This is a genomic window from Pseudoroseomonas cervicalis (assembly GCF_030818485.1).
Classification (GTDB): domain Bacteria; phylum Pseudomonadota; class Alphaproteobacteria; order Acetobacterales; family Acetobacteraceae; genus Pseudoroseomonas; species Pseudoroseomonas cervicalis_A.
This window is the reverse complement of the sequence record NZ_JAUTAJ010000004.1, coordinates 2,381,784-2,407,907: the sequence shown is the minus strand read 5'-3', so window position 1 is coordinate 2,407,907 and position 26,124 is coordinate 2,381,784. Positions and strand designations below refer to the sequence as shown.

Below are 26,124 nucleotides of genomic sequence, written 5' to 3'. Positions count from 1 at the left end.
AACCCGAGATGCAGAAGTGGGTGTATGGCTTCGGCGCCGGCCGCAATGACGGCAAGGCCGAGATGCGCAACCTGCTGGGTGGCAAGGGCGCCAACCTGGCGGAGATGGCATCCATCGGCCTGCCGGTGCCGCCGGGCTTCACCATCACCACGGAGGTCTGCACCTACTACTACCAGCACGGGAAGCAGTATCCGGCGGAGCTGACGGCGCAGGTCGCCGAGAACCTCGCCCGCATCGAGCAGGCGGTCGGCCTGAAGTTCGGCGACGAGGCGAAGCCGCTGCTGGTCTCGGTCCGGTCCGGCGCGCGCGTCTCCATGCCGGGCATGATGGACACCGTGCTCAATCTCGGCCTGAACGACCGCACGGTGGAGGGGCTCGCCACCGCCTCGGGCGATTCGCGCTTCGCCTGGGACAGCTATCGCCGCTTCATCCAGATGTATGGCTCGGTGGTGCTCGACGTCGACCATCACCGCTTCGAGGAGATCATCGAGGACGCCAAGCTGGACCGCGGCGTCACCGAGGACACGCAGCTGACCGCCGAGGACTGGAAGCAGGTCGTCAGCCAGTACAAGGCGATGGTGGAGGAGGTGCTGGGCAGCCCCTTCCCGCAGGACCCCGAGGCGCAGCTCTGGGGCGCCATCGGCGCGGTGTTCGGCAGCTGGATGAACCAGCGCGCCATCACCTATCGCCGCCTGCACGACATCCCGGCCGAATGGGGCACGGCGGTGAACGTCCAGGCCATGGTGTTCGGCAATATGGGTGAGGATTGCGCCACCGGCGTCTGCTTCACCCGCGACCCCTCGACCGGCGAGAACATCTTCTACGGTGAGTATCTGATCAACGCGCAGGGCGAGGATGTGGTGGCGGGCATCCGCACGCCGCAGCCGATGTCGGAAGCCCGCGCCAAGCCCGGCGAGCGCAGCATGGAAGTGGCCATGCCGGCCGCCTATGCCGAACTCGTCAAAGTCCGTGAGACGCTCGAGAAGCACTACACGGACATGCAGGACATCGAGTTCACCGTGCAGCAGAACAAGCTGTACATGCTGCAGACCCGCAACGGGAAGCGCACCGCCGCGGCCAGCCTGAAGATCGCCGTCGACATGGCGCGCGAGGGGCTGATCGATGAGCGCGAGGCGGTCAAGCGCGTCTCGCCCGGCTCGCTCGACCAGCTGCTGCACCCGACGCTGGACCCGAAGGCGCCGCGCAGCCTGCTCTCCAAGGGCCTGCCGGCCTCGCCGGGTGCCGCCTGCGGCACCGTCGTCTTCTCCGCCGATGAGGCCGAGGCGCGCGCCGCCAAGGGCGAGAGCGTCATCCTGGTGCGCATCGAGACCTCGCCCGAGGACATCCACGGCATGCATGCCGCCAAGGGCATCCTGACCACGCGCGGCGGCATGACCAGCCACGCGGCGGTGGTGGCCCGCGGCATGGGCCGGCCCTGCGTGGCGGGCGCCGGTGGTGTCGTCGTCGACTACAACAGCCAGCAGCTGCGCGCCGGCGGCCAGACCGTGCAGGCGGGCGAGACCATCACCCTCGATGGCGCCACGGGCGAGATCTTCCTGGGCTCCGTCGCCATGGTGGAGCCGCAGCTCTCCGGCGATTTCGCGACGCTGATGGGCTGGGCCGACAAGGTGCGCCGCCTGAAGGTGCGGGCGAATGCCGAGACGCCGCTGGATGCCGACACCGCCAAGAAATTCGGCGCCGAGGGCATCGGCCTCTGCCGCACCGAGCACATGTTCTTCGACCCGGCGCGCATCGGCGCCGTGCGCCAGATGATCATGTCCGAATCGGAAGGCGGCCGCCGCGACGCGCTGGCCAAGCTGCTGCCCTTCCAGCGCGATGATTTCTCCGAGCTGTTCCGCATCATGGCGGGCTTCCCGGTGACCATCCGCCTGCTGGACCCGCCGCTGCACGAATTCCTCCCCCACAAGGAGGAGGAACTGGCCGAGGTCGCCGAGAGCCTGGGCGCCGACCTCGCCACCATGCAGCGCCGCGCCGCCGATCTGTCGGAAGCCAATCCGATGCTCGGCCATCGCGGCTGCCGGCTCGGCGTGACCTTCCCCGAGATCTACGAGATGCAGGCGCGCGCCATCTTCGAGGCCGCCGTCGCCATCGCCAAGGAAACGGGCAAGGCGCCGGTGCCCGAGATCATGATCCCGCTGGTCGCCACCAAGAAGGAGCTGGAGATCACCCGCGCCCAGGTCGACAAGGTGGCGAAGGAGGTCTTCGCCGAGGCGGGCCAGGAGATCGAGTACCTGGTCGGCACCATGATCGAGCTGCCGCGCGCGGCGCTGACGGCGGACGCCATCGCCGGCACCGCCGACTTCTTCTCCTTCGGCACCAACGATCTGACGCAGACGACCTTCGGCCTGTCGCGCGACGATGCCGGCAAGTTCCTGCCCTATTATGTCGAGAAGGGCATCCTGCCGAAGGACCCGTTCGTCTCGATCGACCCGGAGGGCGTCGGCGCGCTGGTGCAGATCGCCACCGAGAAGGGCCGTTCGGTGAAGCCGGCCATCAAGCTCGGCATCTGCGGCGAGCATGGCGGCGACCCGTCCTCGATCCAGTTCTGCGAGAGCGTTGGCCTCGACTACGTCTCCTGCTCGCCCTACCGCGTGCCGGTGGCGCGGCTGGCGGCGGCGCAGGCCGCCCTCTCCGGCGCCTCCGACCGCACCGCTTAGTTCTTTCGGGCTGCCGCCGTCCGGTTTGGAGGCGGGTCGCGACACTGGGCCGGAGCGGCTGTTGTGAGTGGAGCGATCCCGTCGCGGCCCTGACCGGCAGCCGACAAAAAAGGTCCGGGGGAATTCATTCCCCCGGGCTTTTTTTCGGGCTGCCGCCGTCCTGTTTTTTCGGGCTGCCGCCGTCCTGTTGAGAGGCGGGGCGCGGCGCTGGGCCGGCGCGGTGGTTGTGAGTGCAGTAATCCCGTCGCGGCCCTGACCGGCAGCTGGTAGAAAAACCTGGCGGCCTCAGGCGTTGCGCTCCGGCGCCGGCAGGCTGGCGAAGTTGCGCAGCCTGGTCTCGATGCTCTGGAAACGGCTGCGCTCGGCGGGGCTGAGCGGCGCGGCGGGCTGTTCCATCCGATGTTCCAGCCATTTGGCGACGGCGCCGGCGCCCTGGCGGTGGGCGGCGGCGACCAGGCCGGTGCGGGTCAGCAGGATGGGCTGGCCGTCCAGCCCGCGCAGCCGGCGTCCGGCCTTGTCCAGCGCGCCATTGGCGGAAAGCTGCTGCTCGGCGCGGTGGAGGTAGTCCGCCATGGCGGCTTCCTGGGCGGCGGGGCGGGCCAGGAAATCGGCGGTGCTGCGCACGCCGGCGGCGGCGGCGCGCGGGGTCCAGCCGCCGGACGCATCCATCCAGCCGATGTCGCGCAGCGCGATGGGCAGCATCTGGTAGCGCCCCAGCGCGCCGGAGCGCGTGTTGCGCACGGCATAGCCCCGGCAGGGTTCGTCGGCGGTGCCTTCGGCCTCGGCCAGGCGGTCGCGCAGGGTGGAGGTGGCGTTCGGCCCGCTGGCGGGGGCGGGCGCGGCGGGTGGCGCGGGCGGCGGCAGGGGCAGGGGGGCGTCACCGCCCAGGGCGCGGGCGGCGGTGCGGCGGGCCAGGCTGTCGGGGCGGGGGAAGGGCTCGGTGGCCAGGCCGCCGGGCAGGGCGGGGGATCGCGACGGCGCGCGGACCTCGGGCCGCTTGGCGTCGGCGGATTTGAAGCCGAGGCGCTTCTCCTCCAGCAGGGCTGCGAAGGAGCGCTTCGGGCTCCCTTGCGGAACCGCCGCCCCGGCCGCGCTGGCCGGGGCTGGCGACGCGGCGCTTCTCACCGCGATCGGCAGGGCATCCATCATGCCCGGCAAGGTGACGCGGCAGGGTTAAGAAACGGTTCCCCCCGCCGGGACTGGCGACTCGGCCGCGGAGGGGGCGGGTTCGGGCAGGCGCATCCAGCCGGGCAGGCGCGGGGTCAGGGTGGCCTCGCCGCAGGACAGCGCCTCGCCCTCGCGGATGGGCAGGCGCAGCAGGGCGAGGCCCAGCCCCGTGGGGTGGCCGGAGCGCATCTCGCCCACCGTGGCGCCATCGCGCAGCACGGGCGTGCCGGGGGCGGGCAGCGGGCCCGCCACCGCCACCGGCACCAGCCGGCGCTTCAGCAGGCCGCGATAGCGGGTGCGCGCGGTCAGCTCCTGGCCCATGTAGCAGCCCTTGCTCCAGGAGATGCCGTCCAGCTCATCGAAGCCGGCCTCCAGCAGCACGGATTTCTCGGGCTCCAGATCCGGCGCGCCATCCGGCAGGCCGAGGCTGAGGCGGTGCAGCGCATAGTCGCCATCCCCGGGCGGCAGGGCGGAGGCGTTGAGGATGGCGCGCCAGCCGGCCTCCGGCAGGCGCGGATCGGCGGCGCAGAGCACGCCCTCGGGCGGCAGCGACTCGCCCCAGCCGGCCAGCACGGCCAAATCCTCGCGCCGCGCGATGGCGACGCGGGAGCGCAGGCGGAAGCGCGACAGACGCTGCGCCAGCGCCTCCGCCTGGCCGGCGGCGGTGTCGAGCAGCAGCCGGTCGGCGCCCGCCAGGATGAAGAAATCGGCCAGCCACTTGCCCTGCGGCGTCAGCAGCGCGGCCCAGACGGCGCGGCCGGGCGCGGCCTGCGTCACGTCGTTGGAGACGAGGCCCTGCAGGAAGGCGACGCGGTCCTCGCCGGTCACCTCCACCACGGCCCGGTCGGGGAGGGGAGAAAGGGGCATGGCCGGAAGATGAGGCGCCGCATGGCCGCGGACAAGGCGCCGCCGGGGCGGAAGCGGCCACACGCGGCGGTGGCGGGCGGGGGGCGGCTTTTCTCGCCAGGCGTGGCCCGCGCGGGGCGCCGGCAGCGGACAGGGACGCCAAACCATGCTAAGCGCGCCGCAACCATGCGCATCCTGTTCGTGACCGCCACCCGGATCGGGGATGCGGTGCTGTCCACCGGCCTGCTCGACCATCTGCTGCGCGCCCATCCCGGGGCGCGCATCACCATCGCCTGCGGCCCGGTGGCGGAGGGCATCTTCGCCCGCATGCCGAATCGGGAGGAGACCATCGTGCTGGCCAAGCGGCGCTATTCGCTGCACTGGCTGGCGCTGTGGAGCCGGGTGGTGGGCCGCCGCTGGGACCTGGTGGTGGATCTGCGCGGCTCGGCCCTGTCCTGGCTGGTCTGGACCCGCCAGCGCGCGGTGATGCGCGGCGGCCGCCGCCCCGGGCATAAGCTGCTGCATCTGGCCGGCGTGCTGGGGCTGAAGCCGGCGCCGCGCCCGGTCGCCTGGTATGGCGCGCAGGACATCGCCCGCGCCGCCGCGCTGCTGCCGCCCGAGGGCGGGGCGCCGCTGATCGCCCTGGGCCCCAGCGCCAACTGGGCCGGCAAGGTCTGGCCGGCGGAGCGTTTCGTCGCCCTGTTCCAGGCGCTGTCCGGCCCGGGCGGCCGGCTGGAGGGCGCGCGCCCGGTGGTGCTGGCCGGCCCCGGCGCGACCGAGGCCGCGATGGCCGCCCCGGTGCTGGCGGCGCTGCCCGGCGCCATCGACCTGGTGGGCCGGCTGGAACTGCCGGAGGCGGCGGCGCTGCTCGCCCGCTGCGCGCTGTTCATCGGCAATGATTCGGGGCTGATGCATCTCTCCGCCGCCGCCGGGGTGCCGACGCTCGGCCTGTTCGGCCCGACCCCGGCCAGCGAATACGCCCCCATCGGCCCGCGCGCCCGCGCCGTGCTGGCGCAGGGGGCGGCGGGGCAGGCGCCGATGACGGCGCTGCCGGTCGAGGATGCGCTGCAGGCCGCCATCGCCCTGCTGGACAGCCCGGCCGCCGGGACGCCGGCGGAGGCGGCGGCGTGAGCCCCCGGCGCGGCAACCCCGCATCGGCCCCGGCATTGACCGGAAGCACCCGCCGGGAAGGGCATGCCGCATGAGGATCGCGCAGGTGATAGCCGGCGCCCGCATGGGCGGCGCCGAGGGCTTCTATGAGCGCCTGACCTGCGCCCTGCATGCGGAGGGGGAGGAGGTGCTCTCGGTCATCCGCGCCGATCCGGGCCGCGCCGCGCGGCTGGCGGTGCGCGGCCTCGCGCCGCTGCAGCTGCGCTTCGGCAGCCCCTGGCTCGACTGGATGACGCGGCCGCGCCTTTCCGCCGCGCTGCGCCGCTTCCAGCCCCAGGTGGTGGTGTCCTGGATGAACCGCGCCACGCTGTTCACGCCGCGCGGCGGCTGGACGCTGGTCGGGCGGCTGGGCGGCTATTACGACCTGAAGCATTACCGCCATTGCGACCATCTGGTCGGCAACACGCGCGACCTGGTGCGCTGGATGGTGGAGCAGGGCCAGCCGGCGGAGCGGGTGCATTACCTGCCCAATTTCGTCGAGGAGATGGGCGGCGTGCTGCCGGCCGAGCTGCCGCTGCCCGCCGAGGCGCCGCGCCTGCTGGCGATGGGGCGGCTGCACCGCAACAAGGGCTTCGACACGCTGCTGCGCGCCCTGCCGCATGTGCCCGGCGCCCATCTGGCGCTGGCCGGCGAGGGGCCGGAGCGCGCCACGCTGGAAGCCCTGGCGCGTGAGCTGGGTGTGGCCGAGCGAGTGCATTTCCTCGGCTGGCGGCAGGATGCCGGGGCGCTGCTGGCGGCCTGCGACGTCTTCGTCTGCTCCAGCCGGCACGAGCCGCTGGGCAATATCGTGCTGGAGGCCTGGAGCGCGGCGCGCCCCGTCGTCGCCATCGCGGCGCAGGGCCCCTCCGAGCTGATCCGCGAGGGCGAGACCGGGCTGCTGGTGCCGCAGGAGGCGCCGGAGGCGCTGGGCCAGGCGATCGCCGGGCTGCTGGCGGCGCCGCAGCGGCGCGCGGCGCTGGCCGAGGCCGGGCGCGCCGCCTATCTGGCCGGCTTCGCCGAGGCGCCGGTGCTTGCGCGCTGGCGCGGCTTCCTGCAACAGGTGGCTCCGGCAGCCAGTGCCTCAACCGGTGCTTCAACCCTGGGCGGAGCGGCCTGAACCCCGATGTGCGGCATTGCCGGCCTGATCCTGAAACCCGGCGCCACGCCCGACGCGGCGCTGCTGCAGCGGCTGATCGGCGCGCTGGCGCATCGCGGCCCGGACGGCTCGGGGCATCATGTCGCCGGCCAGGTGGCGCTGGCGCATAACCGGCTGGCGATCATCGACCTGGCCACCGGCGACCAGCCGCTCTTCGCCGGCCCCGCCGCGCTGGTCGGCAATGGCGAGGTCTACAACTACCGCGAGCTGCGCGAGGAGAACCAGCTCGGCTGCGCCACCGGCAGCGATTGCGAGCCGCCGCTGCATCTCTACCGGCGCGACGGGCTGGGCTTCGCCGACCGGCTGCGTGGCATGTATGCGCTGGCCATCCATGACCGCGCGGCGCGGCAGGTGGTGCTGACGCGCGACCCCTTCGGCATCAAGCCGCTCTACCTGGCCGAGACCTCGGAGGGCATCGCCTTCGCCTCCGAGGCGCAGGCGCTGATCGGCGCCGGTCTGGTGGCGCCGCGCATCCGCGCCGAATCGCGCGCCGAGCTGCTGCAGATGCAGTTCACCACCGGCGCCGAGACCATCTTCGAGGGCATCACCCGCCTGCTGCCGGGCGAGACGGTGGCGATCTCGGAAGGCCGCGTGCTGGAGCGCCGCCGCCGCGCCGCCCTGCCCGAGGGCGGGCCGGTGGCGACCACCGAGGAGGCGGCGCTGGCGGCGTTCGATGCCGCCTTCCAGTCCAGCGTCGATCTGCACCAGCGCAGCGACGTGCCCTACGGCCTGTTCCTGTCGGGCGGCACCGACAGCGCCGCCGTGCTGGCGATGATGGCGCGGCTGAATGACAGCCCGGTGCGCGCCTACACCGCCGGCTTCGACGTGGCGGGTGCCGCGGATGAGCGCGAGCGCGCCGCGACGCTGGCCCGCGCCGTCGGCGCCCGGCATGAGAGCATCACCGTCTCCGAGGCCGAGGTCTGGCGGCATCTGCCGGAGATCGTCGCCGCCATGGACGACCCGGCGGCGGATTACGCCATCATCCCCACCTGGTTCCTGGCGCGCCGCGCCCGGCAGGAGGTGAAGGTGGTGCTCTCGGGCGAGGGCGGGGATGAGCTGCTGGGCGGCTATGGCCGCTACCGCGCCGCCATGCGGCCCTGGTGGCTGGGCGGCAAGGCGCTGCGCAGCCGCGGCGCCTTCGACCGGCTGGAGGTGCTGCGCGCGCCCCCCACCGGCTGGCGCGACGGCATCGCCGCCGCCGAGGCCGCCGTGGCGCTGCCCGGGCGCAGCCGGCTGATGGCCGCCCAGGCGCTGGATGTGGCCGACTGGCTGCCCAATGACCTGCTGCTGAAGCTGGACCGCTGCCTGATGGCGCATGCGGTGGAGGGGCGCACCCCCTTCCTGGACAGCGCCGTGGCGGGGGCGGTGTTCCGCCTGCCGGACGCGCTGAAGGTGCGCAACGGTGCGGGCAAATGGCTGCTGCGCGAATGGCTGGCGCGGCATCTGCCGGCGGCCGAGCCGCATCGGCCGAAGCAGGGCTTCACCGTGCCGGTCGGCGCCTGGATCGCCGCCAAGGGCGAGCGGCTGGGGCCGCTGGTGGCGGCGCAGCCCGGCGTGGCCGAGATCGCCCGGCCGGACCGCGTGGCCGCCCTGTTCAAGGCGGCGGGCGGCAAGCGCGAGGGCTTCGCCGCCTGGCACCTGCTGTTCTACGCGCTGTGGCACCGCCGGCATGTGGAGGGCGTGATGCCCGCGGGCGATACCTTCGAGTATCTGGCGGCGCGCTGAGCGCGACCGGCTTGAGGGGGCTTTGCCCCCTCAAACTCCCCCAGCAGGGTACAGGGTCCCCTGCACCCGCCATCAGTTTTAGAATTCAAACAGATGGGTTTCCAAAGGCCTCAGGCCTTTGGTGGGAGTGAGAGGGGCGAAGCTCCTCTCGAGAGCGCCGCCCGTTCAGCGCCGGGCCATGCCCTTGCGGAACTCGCGCTCCACGGCGGAGCGCTCGCCCGAGCCGATGCGGCGCATGATCTCGCGGATGATGGCGGCCGAGACGCGGAGGCGCTTGGACAGGTACTCCACCTCGGCTTCGTCGAAGACCATGGTCGGCGCCTCGGCCTGCGGGGCCATGGCGGGTTTCTTGCGGAGGTCGGACATGGGGGCTCCTGCCGGCGTTTGCCGGGGCTGGGGGAGCGGCGGGCCGAAGCGGCGCGTCGTGAAAGGGCCGCGCGAGGGCGGCGGGCCGGACACCCTGCGGCGCCGGCGGTGAGACAGGCGCCCTGCGGCGCCAGCCGGAAGACGGGCTAGCGGGGCGCCCCGGCGCCCTGGCGCAGCTGGCTTTCGCGCACCACGCGCTCATGCCCGTCCTGCTGGCTGCGCACCCGATACTCGCGGTCGCTGCCATCATTCGGCAGCAGCCGCGTCACCGCATAGGCGCCGCGCGGGATGTTGCCGTCATACTTGCCGGGAACCAGTTCGACGATCTGCCCGACCGAGAAGCCATGGGGTGGCATGTCTGTTCCTTCGCCGTCAGGGGCGCGGTCGGGGAGGGGCCATGGCGGGGTTCCGCCATGGCCGGCGGCACGGGGCATCAAGGCCCCGGCCTGGTCCCGGGCGCAAGGCCCGGGCGCGGGCTTCAGCCCTGGCGCAGATTGGTCGCGGAGACCTTGCCCTGCTGGCCCTGCTGCAGGTCATACTGCAGACGCTCGCCCTCGCGCGGCTCGCGCAGGCCGGAGCGCTGCACGTCGGAGATGTGCAGGAAGACGTCCTTGGAGCCGTCTTCCGGCTGGATGAAGCCGTAGCCCTTGGTGGCGTTGAACCACTTCACGGTGCCGAAAGCCATGATGCTGTTCCGTTCAAAAACAGAAGGCCGCCCCACGGACATCGCGGGGCGGATCGAACGTCGCGGGGAGACGGACACCGGGCTCGGCGCTCACGAATGAGCAGGGAGCAGGCCGAACCAAACGAGCTGACCCGACCAACATGGTCCTGCCGGGGGGCGGGTGCAACCCTAAAATGCCGGGCGCCCCCGCGCGGCGGCCGCGCGGGGGCGCCGGATCACTCCTCGACGAAGGGGTTCTTGCCGCCGCGGGCATTCACCCGGATCGGCACGCCCGGCATGTCGAAGGCGTCGCGGAAGCTGTTCACCAGGTAGCGGCGATAATCTTCCGGCAGGTCCTCGGCGCGGGGGCCGAAGATGGCGATGGTGGGCGGCCGCGCCTTCGGCATGGTGGCGTAGCGCAGCTTGATGCGGCGGCCATCGACCAGCGGCGGGGAATGGCGCGCCACGGCGGCCTCGAACCAGCGGTTCAGCTCGCCGGTCGGGATGCGGCGGTTCCAGCGCTCCACCGTCTGCCGCACCGCCGGCATCAGCCGGTCCACCCCGCGCCCGGTCATGGCCGAGAGGGTGACGACACCGACGCCCTTGAGCTGGGCGAGCGACGAGGCGAGCACGTCGTCCAGCTTGCGGCGGCAGGCGGCGCGGTCCTCGACGGCGTCCCATTTGTTGAAGGCGATGATGACGGCGCGGCCCTCGCGCTCGGCCAGGCGGGCGATGCGCAGATCCTGCTCATCCATGCCGAGATTGGCGTCGAGCACCAGGATGGCGGCCTCCGCCTCCTTCAGCGCGGCGATGGTGGCGGCCACCGACATCTGCTCCAGCCCCTCGACGATGCGGGACTTCTTGCGCAGCCCGGCGGTGTCGACCAGCCGCACCTTGCCGCCGGTCTCGTCGGTCCATTCCACGGCCACCGCGTCGCGGGTCAGGCCGGGCTCGGGGCCGGTGATCATGCGCTCCTCGCCCAGCAGGGCGTTCAGCAGGGTGGACTTGCCGGCATTGGGCCGGCCGACGATGGCCAGGCGCAGCGGCCGGGTGCGGTCGCGCGCATCCTCGTCCTCCTCCTCCGGCAGCAGCTCGGCGGCGGTGGTGTGCAAATCGGCGATGCCCTCGCCATGTTCGGCGGAGATGGCGACGGGGTCGCCGAGGCCGAGCTCATAGGCCTCATAGGCGGCCATGCCGCCGCCGCGGCCCTCGGTCTTGTTGGCGACCAGCAGCACCGGCACGCTCTGGCGGCGCAGCCAGGCGGCGAAGGCGCGGTCGGAGGGGGTGATGCCCGAGCGGGCATCGACCACGAAGAGCACCAGATCGGCGTCGCGGATGGCGACCTCGGAGCTGGCGCGCATGCGGCCGGCGACGGTGTCGGGCGGCGCTTCCTCGAGGCCTGCCGTGTCGAGCAGCAGCACGGCGCGGCCGCCGAGCCGGGCTTCCGTCTCCTTGCGATCGCGGGTGACGCCCGGGGTGTCGTCCACGATGGCGAGCTTGCGGCCGGCCAGGCGGTTGAACAGCGTGGACTTGCCCACATTGGGGCGGCCGATAATGGCGATACGAGGCAGCATGATGCCCCGCCTTTACAGCGGAACGCCCTCTGGCGAAACCAAATCCGCAGGCGGGGCCCGGGGCAGCGCCCCGGACTTTTCTCTTACCGGTAGGCGACCAGCGTCCCGTCATCGGTGAGCAGCACCAGCGTGTCCTGCGCCACCGCGCCGGGCAGGGTGGTGGAGCCCGGCAGGCGCAGCCGCCCGCCGACCTGGCCGGAGGTGGGGTCGACCAGCAGCGCCTCGCCCTTGCTGCTGGGCAGGATCAGCTGCCCGCCGGCCAGGATCGGGGTGGCGAAGCTCGCCGCCTCGAACTTCTTCGGGTCGGTGCCGGCCGGCGGCTCGTTCAGCTCGGACAGCCAGCGGATGCGGCCGCTTTCGCGCTGCACGGCGATCAGCGTGCCATTGTCGCCCACCAGGAACAGCCAGTCCCCGGCGACGACCGGGCTTTCCGTGCCGCCCAGCTCATGCTCCCACAGCCGGCGGCCGGAGCGCAGATCGACCGCCATGGAGGTGCCGCCCATGCCCATGGCATAGACGCGCCCCTCATGGATCACCGGCAGGCCGCGCACCCCGGCGATGTCGCCGAGGCCGCCGCGGCCCTGGCCGGCCAGGCTTTCGGTCCATTGCACGCGGCCATCCTCGGGCCGCATCGCCACCAGCTCGCCCGAGGGGAAGCCGGCGACGACAAAATCCTCGTCCACCGCCGGGCCCGGCAGGCCGAGCGGCAGCGCGGTCGCCGCCTGGGCGCGGTAGGTCCAGAGCCGCCTGCCATCCTCGGCCGAGAGCGCCAGCAGCTGGTTCTCCAGCGTCGGCACATAGACGCGGCCGCGCGCCACGGTGGGGGCGCCGCGGGTCGGCGCCGGCAGGCTGGCGCGCCAGCGCTGCTGGCCGGTCGCCGGGTCGATGGCGATCAGCTCGGCGAGGCCGGTGGTGACGTAGAGCGTGCCATCGGCGAAGGCGCAGCCGGCGCCGACGCCGCCCACATCATCCTTCTCGGGCCGTGTGTCGAAGCGCCAGCGGCGGCCGCCGGAGGCGAGGTCGAAGGCCGAGACCTCGCCATAGGCGTCGGCCGCGAAGACCGTGCCCTCGGCGATGACCGGGCCGCTGGTCAGGCGGCGGCGATAGGAGCTGCCGGTGCCGGCGGAGGCGCGCCAGGCCTGGCCGAGCTGCGCGCCGAGCGCGCTGTGGCCGGTGGCATGGGTCGGACCCGCGCCGGGCTGCGGCCAGGCGCTGCGCGGCGTGGCGGCCGGCAGGGCGAGGGGCTGGCCGGCCAGGCTCGCATCGGCCTCCAGCGGCCGCTGCGACGCCAGGATCGAGCGGCGCTCGCCCGGCAGGCGGTCCTTGCTCTCGCCGAACATGTCGAGAATGCCGCAGCCGCTCAGCAGGCCCGCGCCGCCGAGCAGCGCCGCGCGCCGTGTCCAGACTTTGCCCTGCATCACACCCCCAATCCTGCGGCCAGCCGGCCGGCGCGGTCGCGCAGGCCCTGCGGCGCGGTGACATCCTGGGCCAGCGCCTCGAATTCGCGCTTGGCAGTGGCCTTGTCGCCCTGGCGCAGCGCCAGCAGCCCCTGCAGCTCGCGCGCCGAGGCGCGCCAGGCGCTGCCTTCGGCCGCCAGCGGCGCGAGGCGCGCGGAAAGCTGCGCCGGGTCCTGCGAATCGATGCCGTGCAGCGCCCACATCAGGCTGGCCAGGTCGCGATAGATCCGCGGCGCGCCGCCATCGCCAGAAAGCTGGTTCCACAGCGCCAGCGCGCCGTCGCGGTCGCCGGTCTCGGCCTTCAGCGCGGCGGCGCGCAGCGTGGCCAGGATCCGGTAGCCTTCCGGGCTGCTTGCGGCGAGGCCGGCGAAGCGGTCGCCGATCGCGCGCAGGTCGGCGCCCTGCGCCTCGGCGGCGCGGTGCTGCTCCAGGAAGACGGCGGCGGATTGCGTGGCCTCGCGCTGCTGGTACCAGCGCCAGCCCTGCCAGCCGCCGAGCCCGACCAGCGCCAGCAGCGCCACGCCGGTGAACAGCCCGCCATACCGCAGGGCCAGGCGGCGGGCCCGTTCGGCCCGCAGCTCCTCCTGCACTTCGTCGAAAATATCCGGCAAGGTCCGGTCCCTGAAGCCTGTGACAAGCGCGCGGGACCATAGCGGCAGCGAAGGGCGAAGTTAAGGGCAAGGGCGGCGCTGCCCGGATCGGCCTGATGCGGCCGTGATCGCGGGGCGCCGGGACGCTGGCTGCCCGGCCGGGCCGGGGCGCGGCGCCCCGGCCCGAAGCCGCCTCAGTGGAAGAGGACGGGCTTGCCCTGCGGGCTGCCCAGCACCTCGTCCTCGCGCATCGCGACCTGGCCGCGCACGATGGTCATCACCGGCCAGCCGGTGACGCGCTGCCCGGCGAAGGGCGTCCAGCCGCAGGGGGAGGCAATCCAGCTCTCCTCGATGGTGCGGCTCTTCTTCAGGTCGACCACGGTGAAATCCGCGTCATAGCCGGCGGCCAGCCGCCCCTTGGTGACCGCGCCATAGACCCGGGCGGGGCCGGCCGACATCAGGTCCACCATGCGGCCGAGCGTCAGGCGGCCGGCATTCACATGGTCGAGCATCAGCGGCGCCAGGGTCTGCACGCCCGTCAGCCCGGCCGCCGTCGCCGGCCAGGGGCGCTCCTTGGCAGCGCGGCTGTGCGGGGCGTGGTCGGAGCCGATGCAATCGACCGTGCCGTTGCGCACCGCCTCCCACGCCGCCGCCTGGTGGCGCGCGTCGCGGATCGGCGGGTTCATCACCGCATAGCCACCCAGCCGCTCATAGGCCTCGTCGGTCTGGGAGAGGTGGTTCACCAGCACCTCGACGGTCGCGACGTCGCGGAAATCCTTCAGATAGACCAGCTCCTCGGCGGTCGAGACGTGCAGGATATGCGCAGGCCGCCCGGTCTCGCGCGCCAGCGCCATCAGCCGGCGGGTGCCGAGGAAGGCGCATTCGACATCGCGCCACTCGGCATGCAGCCGGTGCGGGCCGCCGGCGGCGTAGAGCGGCTTGCGCTCCTGCAGCCGGTATTCGTCCTCGGAATGGTAGGAGATGCGGCGGCGGCCGAGCCGCATCACCCGCTCCAGGCTGGCATCGTCATGCACCAGCAGGTCGCCGGTCGAGGAGCCGGCGAAGACCTTGATGCCGCAGACATCCGGATTGGCTTCCAGCGCCGCCAGCTCGGCGATGTTGGACTTGGCGGCGCCGACATAGAAGCCGATGTCGCACCAGGCCTTGCCCTGCACATAGGCCCGCTTTTCCTCCAGCGCCGCCTGGCTGGTGATGGACGGCGTGGTGTTGGGCATGTCGAAGACGGCCGTGATGCCGCCCAGGATAGCGGCCTTGGTCCCGGTCGGGATGGTCTCCACCGCCGGGTCGCCCGGGTCGCGCAGATGCACATGCGGGTCGATCAGCCCGGGCAGCACATGCAGCCCGGCGCAATCGACCACCTGCGGCGCGCTGGCCGCGCCCAGATCGCCGATCGCGGCGATGCGGCCGGCCTTGACGCCGACATCCGCCACCGCCTCGCCCCAGGGCAGCACGCAGGTTCCCCCGCGCAGGATGAGATCGAAGCTGGTCATGCGGCATCCTCTCGACGCAAACGGACGGCCCTGTCTTTAGGCAAGTTTGCCGCCGGGGGCGACCCCTCGCCGGCGATCTGCTAGCCAGATGGGCAACGCCAGACCGGGAGAGAGAAGCCCCATGAGCCTGTCCGAGCGCCTGCGCGCCCAGAACGCCGCCGATTGGGACGCCGCCACCACCCACCGCTTCGCGGCCGAGCTGGGCGCCGGCAGCATCGACCCCGCCGTGCTGCGCGCCTATCTGGTGCAGGACTACCAGTTCATCGACCGCTTCGTGGCGCTGCTGGGCGCGGCCATCGCCTCGGCCGACAGCTATGCCGCGCGGCTGCGCCTCTCCCGCTTCCTGGCGATGATCACCAGCGACGAGAACACCTATTTCCAGCGCGCCTTCGACGAACTCGGCGTGCCGGAGGCGGAGCGCACAGCGCCAGAGCTGAGCGAGACCACCCGCGCCTTCCAGGAGCTGATGCGCGAGGCGGCCGAGAGCCGCTCCTACGCCCAGGCGCTCTCCGTGCTGGCGGTGGCGGAATGGCTCTATCTGAGCTGGGCGGAGAGGCTGCACGGGCCGAAGCCCGGAAGCTTCCTGCACGCCGAATGGATCACCCTGCACGACAACGAGTATTTCCGCGGCTTCGTGGGCTGGCTGCGCGGCGAGCTGGACCGCGTCGGCCCGGCCGAGGAAGCCGCCTGCGCCGCGCTGTTCGGGCGGGCGGTCAGGCTGGAGCGGCAGTTTTTCGACGATCTTTACAGGTGAGAGCTGGGGAGGCTTTGCCTCCCCAGACAAACCAGATGATATCTGGGGAGGCGCCGCCTCCCCAGACCCCTCCGCCGGGGTGGCAGGGCCACCCCGGACCCCGCCATCAGATGGCGCCAAACTGAAGGCGGGGTCCGGGGGGACCCTGTCCCCCCGGCCTTGCTGTCTTCAGCGCGCCAGCAGCTGCTCCGCGATCTGCACGGCGTTCAGCGCCGCGCCCTTCAGCAGCTGGTCGCCGGCGACGAAGAACGCCACCGAATGCCCGCTCGGGTCGCCCAGATCGGCGCGGAAGCGGCCGGCCAGCACATCGCCCTGGCCCGAGGCCTCGGACGGCATCGGGAAATGGTTCGCCACCCGGTCATCGACGATGCGCACCCCCGGCGCCTCGGCCAGCAGCGCCTTCACCTCGTCCGGGGAGACCGGGCGGTTGAACTCGACATTCAGCGCGATGGCATGGGCGCGCAGGATCGGCACGCGGATGCAGGTGATGCCGAGCGGCAGGGAGGGGGCGTCCATGATGCGCCGCGTCTCGGCGATCACCTTCAGCTCCTCGCCATTGTAGCCGCTCTCGGGGTCGACCTCGGCATTGTGGCTGAACAGGTTGAAGGCATAGGGGTGCGGCAGCACCTGCGGCGTGAAGGCCTCGCCCTTCAGATAGGCCTCGGTGGAGGCGCGCAGCTCCTCCATCGCCGCGGCGCCGGCGCCGGAGGCCGCCTGGTAGGTGGCGGCGGTGACGCGGCGGATGCCGATCGCCTGCTGCAGCGGCCAGAGCGGCACGGTGGCGATGATGGCGACGCAGTTCGGGTTGGCGATGATGCCGCGATGCCGCGCGATCTCGGCCCCGTTCACCTCGGGCACCACCAGCGGCACGTCGGGGTCCATGCGGAAGGCGGAGGAATTGTCCACCACCACCGCGCCGGCCTTCACCGCCGCCGCCGCATAGCGCTTCGACACGCCCGAGCCGGCGGAGAACAAAGCGAGGTCCACACCCTCGAAGCTGCTCTCGTCCAGCGCCTCGATGGCCAGATCCTGGCCGCGGAAGCGCATGGTCTTGCCGGCCGAGCGCGGCGAGGCCAGCAGCTTCAGCGAGGCCAGCGGGAAGTCGCGCTCCTCGAGCGAGCGCAGCATCTCGACGCCAACGGCGCCGGTGGCGCCGACAATGGCGACCACGGGGTTGGCGGCCACGCTCTGATGCGAGGGCGGGGCCAGTTCGGCGGAGGAGGGGAGGGCGTTCATCGATCTCTGTCCGGTGGTGCCGGGAGAGACGGGGCCGGGTTCCTGTCCGGCTCTGGCCCCGTCCGTCTCCGGCGGGGCCTTCTGGTGGTTATGCTGCGGCGACCCGCGCATGCACCAGAGGACGCCCCGCCGGAGCGGTCGTCTTGGTAATGCGCTTAATGGTGATCGGGGCGAACATGGCGGTCATTTCGCCCCGGATGCGGGCGGCCGTCAAGGTGGCCTTCGCAGCGGCTGTGGCGCGGGCTGCCGGAGGGTGGGCGCCGGCACCGCCAGCGGCACGCTGCGCGCCGCTTTCAGGCCTGTAAAATCAAGAGTTTTTGCGAAATGCCGTGATTGCGCCGCCGGCACGACCGGTGGCCTGCTGGCCTGGCCGGAGCCCTCCGGCGGCGGCGTGGGCTTTGCGCGCCGCGGAATGATCCGACGCAGCGGCGGCGCGCCGGGCCCTGGGGCAGGGGCCGCCCGGTCGGAGGCGAGGACAGGAGGCTGGATTGGCTGTTTTCAATGGGACCCTTGGCGCCGATGAGATGTTTGGCACCGAAGACGACGACAGCTTCTACCTGAGCAACGGCAATGACCGCGCCTGGGGCAATGGCGGCAATGACATGATGAATGGCGGCGCCGGCATCGACTACCTCTATGGCGGCGACGGCAATGACCGGCTCATCGGCGAAACCGAGAATGACTTTCTGTATGGGGAGGGAGGGGACGACGATATCTATGGCGGCCACGGCAATGACTGGCTCGAGGGCGGCCTTGGAAACGACTATCTCAATGGCGGCGACCAGAACGACATCCTCTACGGCAATGACGGGGAGGATACGATCTATGGCGGCAACGGCAACGACACCGTCTATGGCGGCGCCCAGAACGATTTTATCGTAGGTGATGCCGGGAATGACATCCTGCGCGGCCAGGACGGCGATGACTACATCTCTGGCGGGCTCGGCAACGACACCGTCTATGGCGACCAGAGCGCCACCAGCGGCACCGGCAATGATTATCTGCGCGGCGACGAGGGCGACGACACGATCTATGGCGGGCTGGGCAATGACAGCCTGGCCGGCGGCGCGGGGGCGGATCGGCTCTATGGCGGCGCCGGGGCCGACAGCTTCCTCTACGTCCTCAACCAGAGCACGGCCACGGCCTATGACATCGTCTATGATTTCAGCGTGGCCGAGGCGGACCGCTTCGACCTCTCGGTGATCGACACCGATCCCGCGACCGCCGGCAACCAGGCCTTCGCCTTCCTGGCGACACAAGGCGCGGCCTTCACCGGCGGTGTCGCGGAGGTCCGCTGGTACACCGATTCGGCCAACACCTATATCGAGGCCGATTTGGGCGATGGCGGCGCCGCCGAGGTCCATGTGCAGATCGCCGGCCTGCACACGCTGACCGCCGACAGCTTCCTCCTCTAGCCCTGGTTTCCCGGCGCGGCGCCGGCCCCCTGGGCAGGACGCCGCGCCGGTGCTTGGTAGGGCCGCATGAGCATCGAGATCACCAGCCTCACCCAGCGCCCGGACCTCGCGCCCCAGGTCGCCGCCTGGCTGTGGCAGGCCTTCTGGCAGGCGGAGGGACATGAGGAGGCGGAGGTGATGGCGATGCTGGCCCTGCCGCAGGCGCCGCCCGCCTTGCCGCGGAGCTTCGTGCTGCTGCGGGACGGGGTGCCGCTTGGCACCGCCTCGCTGGCGGCGGGGGATCTGGAGGCGCGGCCGCTGCTGACGCCCTGGCTGGCCGGGCTCTATGTGGTGCCGGAAGCGCGGCGCCAGGGCCATGCGGCGCGGCTGGCGCGGGCGGTGCAGCAGGCGGCGCGGGCGCAGGGGGCGGCCGAGCTCTGGCTCTACACCGACAGCGCCGAGGCGCTGTATGAGCGCCTCGGCTGGGTCTGTGTCGAGCGGCTGCCGCAGGGGGCCGGGGAGATCGCGCTGATGCGCTGCGCCCTGGAGGACGCGGCCGGCTGAGCCGGCCCGCGCCCCCGGGATCAGCGTCCGGTCAGCTCCGGAAGAGAACCGTCTGGCCGTGCCGCGACTCGGCGGGCAGGCAGAGCGCGGCCAGCACCGGCGCCACGTCGCGCGGCTGGGCGATGCTGTCCGGGTCCTCGCCCGGCATCGCCTGGGCGCGCAGCTTGGTCGCCACCACATCCGGGTCGAACAGGTTCACGCGGAGCGGCGTGTGCTCCACCTCCTGCGCCCAGGTCTGCACCAGATGCTCCATGCCCGCCTTGGAGGCGCCATAGAGCCCCCAGAAGGCCTTGGGCCGCTGCACCCGCCCGGTGGTGACGAACACCGCCCTTCCCGCGGGCGCCGCGCGCAGCGGCGGGTCGCAGGTGCGGATCAGCCGCCAGGCAGCGGTCAGGTTGGTGCCGATCACCTCGTTCCAGTCGCGCGGGGTGATGTGCGCGACGGGCGTCAGCGCGCCCAGCGCGCCGGCATTGTGCACCAGAATGTCGAGCCGGCCGAAGCGCTCCACCAGGGAGGGGCCGACCATGTCGATCTTGTCGGCATCCTTCACCAGGTTGAAGGGCAGCAGCGTGGCCTGGCCGCCGGCGGCGCGGACGGCGTCGTCGGTCTCCTCCAGCCCGCCCTGGGTGCGGGCGATCAGCACGCAATGCGCGCCGAGCCGCGCCAGCTCCACCGCCGTCGCAGCCCCGATGCCGCGGCTGGCGCCGGTGACGAGGGCGATCTGCCCGGCCAGCGGCCGGGCGGTGCCCGACGCGGCCTCAGCCACCGCGCTCACTGGCCGTTGGCCGCCAGCAGCGCGGGGATGCGCTCGGGATGGCCCTCGATATCGGTCAGCGGGATGGCGTAGTCGCCGGTGAAGCAGGCATCGCAATAGCCGGGGTTGGTGGCGTCGCGCCCCGGGCGGCCCAGCGCCCGGTACATGCCGTCCAGCGAGATGAAGGCGAGGCTGTCGGCGCCGATGATGCGGGCCATCTCCTCGACATCATGGTTGGCGGCCAGCAGCTTCTCCCGCTCCGGCGTGTCGATGCCGTAGAAGCAGGAATGCGTCGTCGGCGGCGAGGAGATGCGCATATGCACCTCCTTGGCGCCGGCCTGGCGCACCATCTCGACGATCTTCTTCGAGGTGGTGCCGCGCACGATGGAATCATCCACCAGGATGACGCGCTTGCCCTCGATCATCGGCCGGTTGGCGCTGTGCTTCAGCTTCACGCCCAGATGCCGGATCTGGTCGGTGGGCTCGATGAAGGTGCGGCCGACATAGTGGTTGCGGATGATGCCGAGCTCAAAGGGAATGCCGGCCTCGGTCGCATAGCCCATGGCGGCGGGGACGCCGGAATCCGGCACCGGCACCACCACATCGGCCTCGACATGGCTCTCGCGGGCCAGCTCCGAGCCGATGCGCTTGCGCGTCTCATAGACCGGCGTGCCCTCGACCACCGAATCGGGGCGGGCGAAATAGATGTATTCGAAGATGCAGAACCGGCTCTGGCCGCGGCCGAAGGGCTTGATGCTGCGCAGCCCGTCATTGTTGATGATGACGATCTCGCCCGGCTCGATGTCGCGGATGAACTCCGCGCCGACGATGTCGAGGGCGCAGGTCTCGCTGGCCAGCACATAGGCGCCGCCCTCCGGCGCGCCGAGGCGGCCGAGCACCAGCGGGCGCACGCCCATCGGGTCGCGCGCGCCGATCAGCGCGCCATCATGCAGCGCGATCAGCGAATAGGCGCCCTGCACCTGCTTCAGGGCGTCGATCAGCCGGTCCACCACATTGGCGTAGAGGCTGATGGCGATGAGGTGGACGAAGACCTCGGAATCCGTGGTGCTCTGGAACAGGCAGCCGCGGCGCACCAGGGCGCGCTTCAGCGCCGTCGCATTGGTCAGGTTGCCATTGTGGGCGACGGCCAGGCCGCCGAACTCGAAATCGGCAAACAGCGGCTGCACATTGCGCAGCGCGGTCTCGCCGGTGGTGGCGTAGCGGTTGTGGCCGACGGCGCTGCGCCCCTTCAGCCCCGCCATCACCTTGGCATCGCCGAAGATGTCGCCGACCAGCCCCAGGCCACGATGGGCGTGGAACTTGCCGGACGCCGTGCCCGCATCCGCCAGGGTGACGATGCCCGAGGCCTCCTGCCCGCGATGCTGCAGGGCATGCAGGCCGAGCGCGGTCAGCGCCGCCGCATCGGTCGCGTTCCAGACTCCGAAAACGCCGCATTCCTCATGGAAGCCGTCTTCGTCGTCCCAGGGATGGGTGGAGGGCAGGGGCTGCATCGGCATCCTCGTTACCGGCTCTGGGCCGGGGGCCGCAGCAGCTCGTCCATGCTGGGCATGCTGCGCTGCGGCAAATCGGGTAGGCGCGGGCGATACTCCGGCGGAAGCTGCGACACAAGCATCGCCGCCCCATCCGCCACGGTGGGCAGGCTGCGTGCCTCCTGCACCGGCTCGGGCCAGCGCTCGACCTGAGGCAGGAACAACCCGCCCACGATATAAGCGAGCACGACCAGGAAAGCACCCCGCGCGAGGCCGAACACCATGCCGAGGGCGCGATCCAGACCCCCGAGCACCGAGGCCCGCACCAGCCCGGCGAACCAGCCGATCAGCAGCTTGAGCACGATCAGCGCGATCAGGAAGGCCACCGCCCCGCCGACGATCTCGGCCAGCCAGGGCGGCTGCACATAGGTGCCGGCCAGCTGCGACGCCCCCGGCAGCATATAGATGGCGAACAGGCCAGCGCCGATCCAGGCGCCGACGCCCAGCACCTCACGCACCAGGCCGCGAAAGAAGGCAATAAGCGCCGAGAGGGCGATCACCGCCAGGACAATGCCGTCCACCCAGGTCATCGCCGCCCCTATACCCAAGCCCCTGTCCCCCCGCCATCTTTCTTTCAGGCTGCCGCCGTCGGGTGGGGAGGCGGGACGCTGCAGGGGAGGGGGTGTGGGTGTCGCACGACGGCCGCTGCCCTGGCCGGGAAGCGCTGGCCGATCCATGGCCCTGCCGGCCGCCAGCGGCGGCCGGCCCTGACAGAAAAACGGGGGAATTCATTCCCCCGCTTTCTTTTCCTTTTTCTCTGCCTTCCCGGCCGCGGCGGCCGCCAGCGGCGCCACCAGATCGGCGAGGTGCCCGATCTCGGTCAGGCGCAGCCCCTCATGGGCGGGGGCGGCGCGGCCGCCGCGCGCCACGCGGCGCGGCAGCATGGCGGCGGCGAAGCCGAGCTTGGCGGCCTCGCGCAGGCGGGTATCGGTCTGCGCCACCTGGCGCACCTCGCCGGAGAGGCCGATCTCGCCGAAGAAGACCATGTCCGGGTCGGTCGGCCGGTCGGTTGCGGCGGAGACCAGGGCGGCGGCAACCGCGAGATCGGCCGCCGGCTCGCCCACCCGCAGCCCGCCGGCGATGTTCAGATAGACGTCGTTCTGGCCGAGGCTGACGCGGCAGCGGGATTCCAGCACGGCCATCAGCATGGCCAGCCGCCCGGAATCCCACCCCACCACCTGCCGCCGCGGCGAGCCGCCGGAGGCGGAGGGCGAGAGCAGCACCTGGATTTCCACAAGCACCGGCCGCGTGCCCTCCATCCCAGCGAAGACGGCACTCCCCGAAATATTGCCGCGGCGTTCGGCCAGGAAAAGGGCGGAGGGGTTGGCCACCTCCATCAGCCCGCGATCGGTCATCTCGAAGACGCCGATCTCGTCGGTGGCGCCGAAGCGGTTCTTCACCGCGCGCAGGATGCGGAACTGGTGGCCGCGATCGCCTTCGAAATACAGCGTGGCGTCGACCATGTGCTCCAGCACGCGGGGGCCGGCCAGGGTGCCTTCCTTGGTCACATGCCCCACCAGCACCACGGCGAAGTTGCGGGTCTTGGCCAGCCGCGTCAGCTCGGCGGCGCAGGCGCGCACCTGGCTGACCGTGCCGGGGGCGGAATCCAGGCTGTCCAGCCAGACGGTCTGGATCGAGTCGATGATGACGAGCGTCGCCTCCTTCTCCTCCTCCAGGGAGGCTGCGATGTCGCGCAGGCTGGTGGTGGCCGCGAGGCCGAGCGGGCTGTCCTGCAGGCCGAGACGCAGCGCCCGCAGCCGCACCTGGTCGATCGCTTCCTCGCCCGAGATGTAGAGCACCCGCCTGCCGGCATTGGCGATGCGCGCCGCCGCCTGCAGCAGGATGGTGGATTTGCCGATGCCGGGGTCGCCGCCCACCAGGATGACGCTGCCGGGCACGAAGCCGCCGCCCAGCACCCGGTCCAGCTCCGCCATGCCGCTGACGGTGCGCGGCGGCGGCGCGGCGCGGCCCTTGAGTGCCACGAATTCCAGCTTGCGGCCGCCGGCTGACTTGCCGGCGGGGCCGGGGGCGCGGGGCGCCTCGGGCTGTTCCTCGACGATGGTGTTCCATTCGCCGCAGGTGTCGCAGCGGCCCTGCCAGCGCGGGGCGATGGCGCCGCAATTCTGGCAGACGAAGCGGGCGGTGGATTTGGCCATGCCGCCAATATGGGGCAAAACAGGAACGCCGGCGAGGGGCCTGTTCCGCCGGAGGGCCCGGGGCCAGGGCCCCGGGCCGCGCCGCCGCCGGCGGGCCTGGTCGGGCGCCGCTTCGGGCGGCGGACCCGGCCGCTTCAGGCGGCGCTCAGCGCTCGCCGCCCCGGGCGGCGCTTGCCCTCGCGCCGCCTCAGGCGATGCTTGACCTCACGCCGCCTCAGGCGGCGTGGCGCCAGCGGGCCGGCAGCTGCCGCGCGCTCTTCACCCGCGGCAGGTCGATCTCGCCGGTCGGCGCCGGGGCCTCGCCATAGAGGGCCAGGAACTCGTCATAATTGTCGAAGCTCTGGCGGGTGGCGTTGTCGACGAAGGTCTCGGCCGCCGCGCCCTCGGCCAGGACCAGGGCGTGGTCCTCCAGCTCGATGTGGTAATAGGTGACGCGGTCGGGCAGGTCATAGGCGGTGGCGATGCCGGGCTGGCCGATCAGCGCGCCGGCCTGCACCAGCAGCCCGTCCAGCAGCAGCGCATGGTCGGGGGAGACCAGCAGATCGCGCTTCGGCAGGCCCTGCCCCAGCGCGCCGGCGGCGATGCGCATCGGCAGCTGGCGGCGCGGATCGGCGAAGCGGGTGGCGATGGTGCGGCGGCCGATCCAGCGCACCGGGCGCGCGCTGCCATCCAGGGTCGTCACCTGCTCGCCGATGGCCAGCGATTCGACCGGCACCTCGCCCGCCGGGGTGGCGATGCGGGTGCCCTCCAGGAAGCAGGTGACGAAGCTGCTGCCTTCATTCGCGACCGGGGTGTTGGGCGCGTAGGTGTTGTTGGTGAACAGGTAGGTGTTGCTGGGGAAACCCTCGGTGTAGGCGACGAAGCCGTCATCGGAGGCGTAGCTGAACACCCAGGTCTGCTCGCCCGCACCATAGTTCAGGGCGAAGGTATCGCCCTGCTCCAGCACGGTCGCGTCGCCGGTGTCGATGGTGACGCCGCTGACGCTGCCGCCATTGCCGGCGGTCGAGGTCCCCCAGACGGCATAGCCGTGGGCGAAGGAGAGGATGGCCATGCGAGGCACTCCGGTACCGATGGATCAGAAGCCGCCCCTTGCGGGGCCGCCGGACCGTCATGCTCTCGCTTCTGTTAACTCGGAATTAACCCCCCGCCCCGGGGAGGCGGCCGCGTCCGGCCCGGGGCGGAGCGGCCTTGCGGGCCAGGGCCCGGGCAGCGCGGCGCCGAAGGCGGGAAGGATCCTGGCCGGCCTGCCAGCCCGGACCCCCGCCCGCCAGGCGCTACTTCCGCAGCTCCATGGTGATCGGCCCCTCGCGCTCGCCATTGGCGAACTGGTCGACCATCGGGTTGCCGGTGTGGCCGAGCGCCGCCGCCGGGCCGGTCCAGACCATGCGGCCCTTGTGCAGCATCGCCGCCGTCTCGCCGATGCGCCGGGCGCTGGCCATGTCATGGGTGATCGACACGGCCGTGGCGCCCAGGCGCTGCACGCAATCGACGATCAGCCCGTCGATCACCGCGCCCATGATCGGGTCCAGGCCGGTGGTCGGCTCGTCGAAGAAGATGATCTCCGGCTCGGCGGCGATGGCGCGGGCCAGGCCCACGCGCTTCTGCATGCCGCCCGAGAGCTCCGAGGGGGAGAGGTCGCCCACGCTGGCGGCGAGGCCCACCTGGGCCAGGACCTCCGCCGCCTTGTCGCGCGCGCGGGCGCGGCTGATGCGCTTCTGCGCCAGCAGCTTGAAGCAGACATTCTCCCAGACCGGCAGGCTGTCGAACAGCGCGCCATTCTGGAACAGCATGCCGGTGCGGTCGTTCAGCGCCTCGCGCTCGCGCCGCGGCATGGTGAGCACGTCGCGCCCATCGATCTCGATCGTGCCGGCATCCGGCGTGATCAGGCCGAGGATGCATTTGATGGTGACCGATTTGCCGGAGCCGGAGCCGCCCAGGATCACCATGCCCTGGCCGGCGGCGATGTCGAGATCGACACCATCCAGCACCGTCTTGGCGCCGAAGCGCTTGGTCAGGCCGCGCAGGCGGATTTTCGGGGTGCCGCTCATGAGCCGAAGAACATCGCCGTCAGCACATAGTCCAGTGCGAGGATCAGGATGGAGGAGGCGACCACCGCGCTGGTGGTGGCGGCGCCCACGCCCTGCGCGCCGCCGCGGCTGTTGTAGCCGTGGTAGCAGCCCATCAGCGTGATGGTGAAGCCGAACACCGCCGCCTTCACCAGGCCGGAGATGACATCCATCGGCTGCACGAAATTCAGCGTGGAGGTCAGGTAGGAGGCCGAGGAGAAGCCGAGCTGCGCGGTGCCGATCAGCCAGCCGCCCATGACGCCCAGGATGTCGGCCACCACCACCAGCAGCGGCATGGCGATGGTGCCGGCCAGCAGGCGCGGCGCCACCAGATACTTCATCGGGTTGGTGGACAGGGTGGTCAGCGCGTCGATCTGGTCGGTCACGCGCATCGTGCCGATCTCGGCGGCGAAGGCGGCGCCGATGCGGCCCGCTACCATCAGCCCCGCCAGCACCGGCCCCAGCTCGCGCGTGATGGACAGCACCACGACATTGGCGATGGCGCTCTCGGCCCCGAAGCGGGAGAAGCCGGAATAGGATTGCAGCGCCAGCACCATGCCGGTGAAGACCGCCGTCAGCGACACCACCGGCAGGGAGAAATAGCCGATCTCGACGAAGCTGCGCAGGAACAGCCGCGGATAGAAGGGCGGCCGCACCAGATGCGAGACGGCTTCCAGCGCGAACAGGGTGATGGCGCCGGCGGCACGGCAGGCGCCGAGCACGCCGCGGCCAATGGCCGCCAGGGCGTTCAGGATCAGGTTCAAATC

General features: G+C 71.9%; 24 protein-coding genes. 7 read left to right on the top strand and 17 right to left on the bottom strand.

Going from position 1 to position 26,124, the window contains the following annotated elements; translation table 11 throughout:
• The first annotated feature begins 8 nt into the window (after nt 1-8).
• Nucleotides 9-2,678: a pyruvate, phosphate dikinase gene (gene ppdK / locus QE401_RS15195; RefSeq protein WP_307139007.1), complete on the top strand. Its 2,670-nt coding sequence runs from the start codon at nt 9-11 to the stop codon at nt 2,676-2,678.
• Nucleotides 2,679-2,963: 285 nt separating this feature from the next.
• On the opposite strand, the gene QE401_RS15190 is transcribed toward ppdK, so the two are convergent.
• Entirely contained in the window at nt 2,964-3,827 is an 864-nt protein-coding gene (locus tag QE401_RS15190; protein ID WP_307139006.1) for a hypothetical protein, read from the bottom strand.
• Between the two features lie 24 nt (nt 3,828-3,851).
• A complete protein-coding gene (gene ygfZ, locus QE401_RS15185) occupies nt 3,852-4,712 on the bottom strand; it encodes a CAF17-like 4Fe-4S cluster assembly/insertion protein YgfZ (protein ID WP_307139005.1) in 861 nt (286 codons plus the stop codon).
• 165 nt (nt 4,713-4,877) lie between these two features.
• On the opposite strand from ygfZ, the gene QE401_RS15180 reads away from it, so the two are divergent.
• From QE401_RS15180 to asnB, 3 genes are all read left to right on the top strand, one after another.
• On the top strand, nt 4,878-5,822 hold the full coding sequence (locus QE401_RS15180; protein ID WP_307139004.1) for a glycosyltransferase family 9 protein: 945 nt from the start codon (nt 4,878-4,880) through the stop codon (nt 5,820-5,822).
• A gap of 70 nt (nt 5,823-5,892) precedes the next feature.
• Nucleotides 5,893-6,957, top strand: coding sequence for a glycosyltransferase (locus QE401_RS15175; RefSeq protein WP_307139003.1), 1,065 nt, complete (start codon nt 5,893-5,895; stop codon nt 6,955-6,957).
• Nucleotides 6,958-6,963: 6 nt separating this feature from the next.
• Entirely contained in the window at nt 6,964-8,721 is a 1,758-nt protein-coding gene (asnB, locus tag QE401_RS15170) for an asparagine synthase (glutamine-hydrolyzing) (protein WP_307139002.1), read from the top strand.
• Between the two features lie 165 nt (nt 8,722-8,886).
• Here the strand turns inward: asnB and QE401_RS15165 are convergent, their stop codons facing one another.
• From QE401_RS15165 to QE401_RS15135, 7 genes are all read right to left on the bottom strand, one after another.
• Nucleotides 8,887-9,087, bottom strand: coding sequence for a hypothetical protein (locus QE401_RS15165; protein WP_307139001.1), 201 nt, complete (start codon nt 9,085-9,087; stop codon nt 8,887-8,889).
• A gap of 146 nt (nt 9,088-9,233) precedes the next feature.
• Complete coding sequence (locus tag QE401_RS15160) at nt 9,234-9,443, bottom strand: hypothetical protein (RefSeq protein WP_271137065.1); 210 nt, start codon at nt 9,441-9,443, stop codon at nt 9,234-9,236.
• Between the two features lie 122 nt (nt 9,444-9,565).
• Nucleotides 9,566-9,772: a cold-shock protein gene (locus tag QE401_RS15155; RefSeq protein ID WP_271137066.1), complete on the bottom strand. Its 207-nt coding sequence runs from the start codon at nt 9,770-9,772 to the stop codon at nt 9,566-9,568.
• Nucleotides 9,773-9,987: 215 nt separating this feature from the next.
• The gene (der, locus tag QE401_RS15150; RefSeq protein ID WP_307139000.1) at nt 9,988-11,325 is read right to left on the bottom strand and encodes a ribosome biogenesis GTPase Der; all 1,338 of its coding nucleotides are present in this window, start codon (nt 11,323-11,325) and stop codon (nt 9,988-9,990) included.
• Between the two features lie 83 nt (nt 11,326-11,408).
• Complete coding sequence (locus QE401_RS15145) at nt 11,409-12,743, bottom strand: outer membrane protein assembly factor BamB family protein (RefSeq protein WP_307138999.1); 1,335 nt, start codon at nt 12,741-12,743, stop codon at nt 11,409-11,411.
• Complete coding sequence (locus tag QE401_RS15140; RefSeq protein ID WP_307138998.1) at nt 12,743-13,393, bottom strand: tetratricopeptide repeat protein; 651 nt, start codon at nt 13,391-13,393, stop codon at nt 12,743-12,745. Before QE401_RS15140 ends, QE401_RS15145 begins: the two co-directional genes overlap by 1 nt.
• A 173-nt stretch (nt 13,394-13,566) precedes the next feature.
• Complete coding sequence (locus QE401_RS15135; RefSeq protein WP_307138997.1) at nt 13,567-14,883, bottom strand: dihydroorotase; 1,317 nt, start codon at nt 14,881-14,883, stop codon at nt 13,567-13,569.
• Between the two features lie 121 nt (nt 14,884-15,004).
• Here QE401_RS15135 and QE401_RS15130 point away from each other — a divergent pair, with 121 nt between their 5' ends.
• Complete coding sequence (locus QE401_RS15130) at nt 15,005-15,637, top strand: TenA family protein (protein ID WP_307138996.1); 633 nt, start codon at nt 15,005-15,007, stop codon at nt 15,635-15,637.
• Nucleotides 15,638-15,805: 168 nt separating this feature from the next.
• Here QE401_RS15130 and QE401_RS15125 read toward each other — a convergent pair whose 3' ends face one another.
• Complete coding sequence (locus tag QE401_RS15125) at nt 15,806-16,873, bottom strand: aspartate-semialdehyde dehydrogenase (RefSeq protein ID WP_307138995.1); 1,068 nt, start codon at nt 16,871-16,873, stop codon at nt 15,806-15,808.
• 488 nt (nt 16,874-17,361) lie between these two features.
• On the opposite strand from QE401_RS15125, the gene QE401_RS15120 reads away from it, so the two are divergent.
• On the top strand, nt 17,362-18,288 hold the full coding sequence (locus QE401_RS15120) for a calcium-binding protein (RefSeq protein ID WP_307138994.1): 927 nt from the start codon (nt 17,362-17,364) through the stop codon (nt 18,286-18,288).
• A 66-nt stretch (nt 18,289-18,354) separates the two neighbouring features.
• A complete protein-coding gene (locus QE401_RS15115) occupies nt 18,355-18,831 on the top strand; it encodes a GNAT family N-acetyltransferase (RefSeq protein ID WP_307138993.1) in 477 nt (158 codons plus the stop codon).
• Nucleotides 18,832-18,862: 31 nt separating this feature from the next.
• On the opposite strand, the gene QE401_RS15110 is transcribed toward QE401_RS15115, so the two are convergent.
• The 7 genes from QE401_RS15110 to QE401_RS15080 form a co-directional block, all read right to left on the bottom strand.
• Nucleotides 18,863-19,606 carry an SDR family NAD(P)-dependent oxidoreductase gene (locus tag QE401_RS15110; protein ID WP_307138992.1) on the bottom strand — a complete coding sequence of 248 codons (744 nt, stop codon included), beginning with the start codon at nt 19,604-19,606 and terminating at the stop codon, nt 18,863-18,865.
• Nucleotides 19,603-21,102, bottom strand: coding sequence for an amidophosphoribosyltransferase (gene purF, locus QE401_RS15105; RefSeq protein WP_307138991.1), 1,500 nt, complete (start codon nt 21,100-21,102; stop codon nt 19,603-19,605). The genes QE401_RS15110 and purF overlap by 4 nt, the downstream gene beginning before the upstream one ends.
• 5 nt (nt 21,103-21,107) lie before the next feature.
• Entirely contained in the window at nt 21,108-21,665 is a 558-nt protein-coding gene (locus tag QE401_RS15100) for a CvpA family protein (RefSeq protein WP_307138990.1), read from the bottom strand.
• A gap of 198 nt (nt 21,666-21,863) precedes the next feature.
• Nucleotides 21,864-23,291 carry a DNA repair protein RadA gene (gene radA / locus QE401_RS15095; protein ID WP_307138989.1) on the bottom strand — a complete coding sequence of 476 codons (1,428 nt, stop codon included), beginning with the start codon at nt 23,289-23,291 and terminating at the stop codon, nt 21,864-21,866.
• Nucleotides 23,292-23,505: 214 nt separating this feature from the next.
• On the bottom strand, nt 23,506-24,342 hold the full coding sequence (locus QE401_RS15090; RefSeq protein ID WP_307138988.1) for a Hint domain-containing protein: 837 nt from the start codon (nt 24,340-24,342) through the stop codon (nt 23,506-23,508).
• A 223-nt stretch (nt 24,343-24,565) separates the two neighbouring features.
• Nucleotides 24,566-25,339 carry an ABC transporter ATP-binding protein gene (locus QE401_RS15085; protein ID WP_307138987.1) on the bottom strand — a complete coding sequence of 258 codons (774 nt, stop codon included), beginning with the start codon at nt 25,337-25,339 and terminating at the stop codon, nt 24,566-24,568.
• Nucleotides 25,336-26,121, bottom strand: a complete 786-nt coding sequence (locus QE401_RS15080; RefSeq protein WP_307138986.1) for an MlaE family ABC transporter permease — start codon at nt 26,119-26,121, stop codon at nt 25,336-25,338. The genes QE401_RS15085 and QE401_RS15080 overlap by 4 nt, the downstream gene beginning before the upstream one ends.
• Nucleotides 26,122-26,124: the final 3 nt, after the last annotated feature.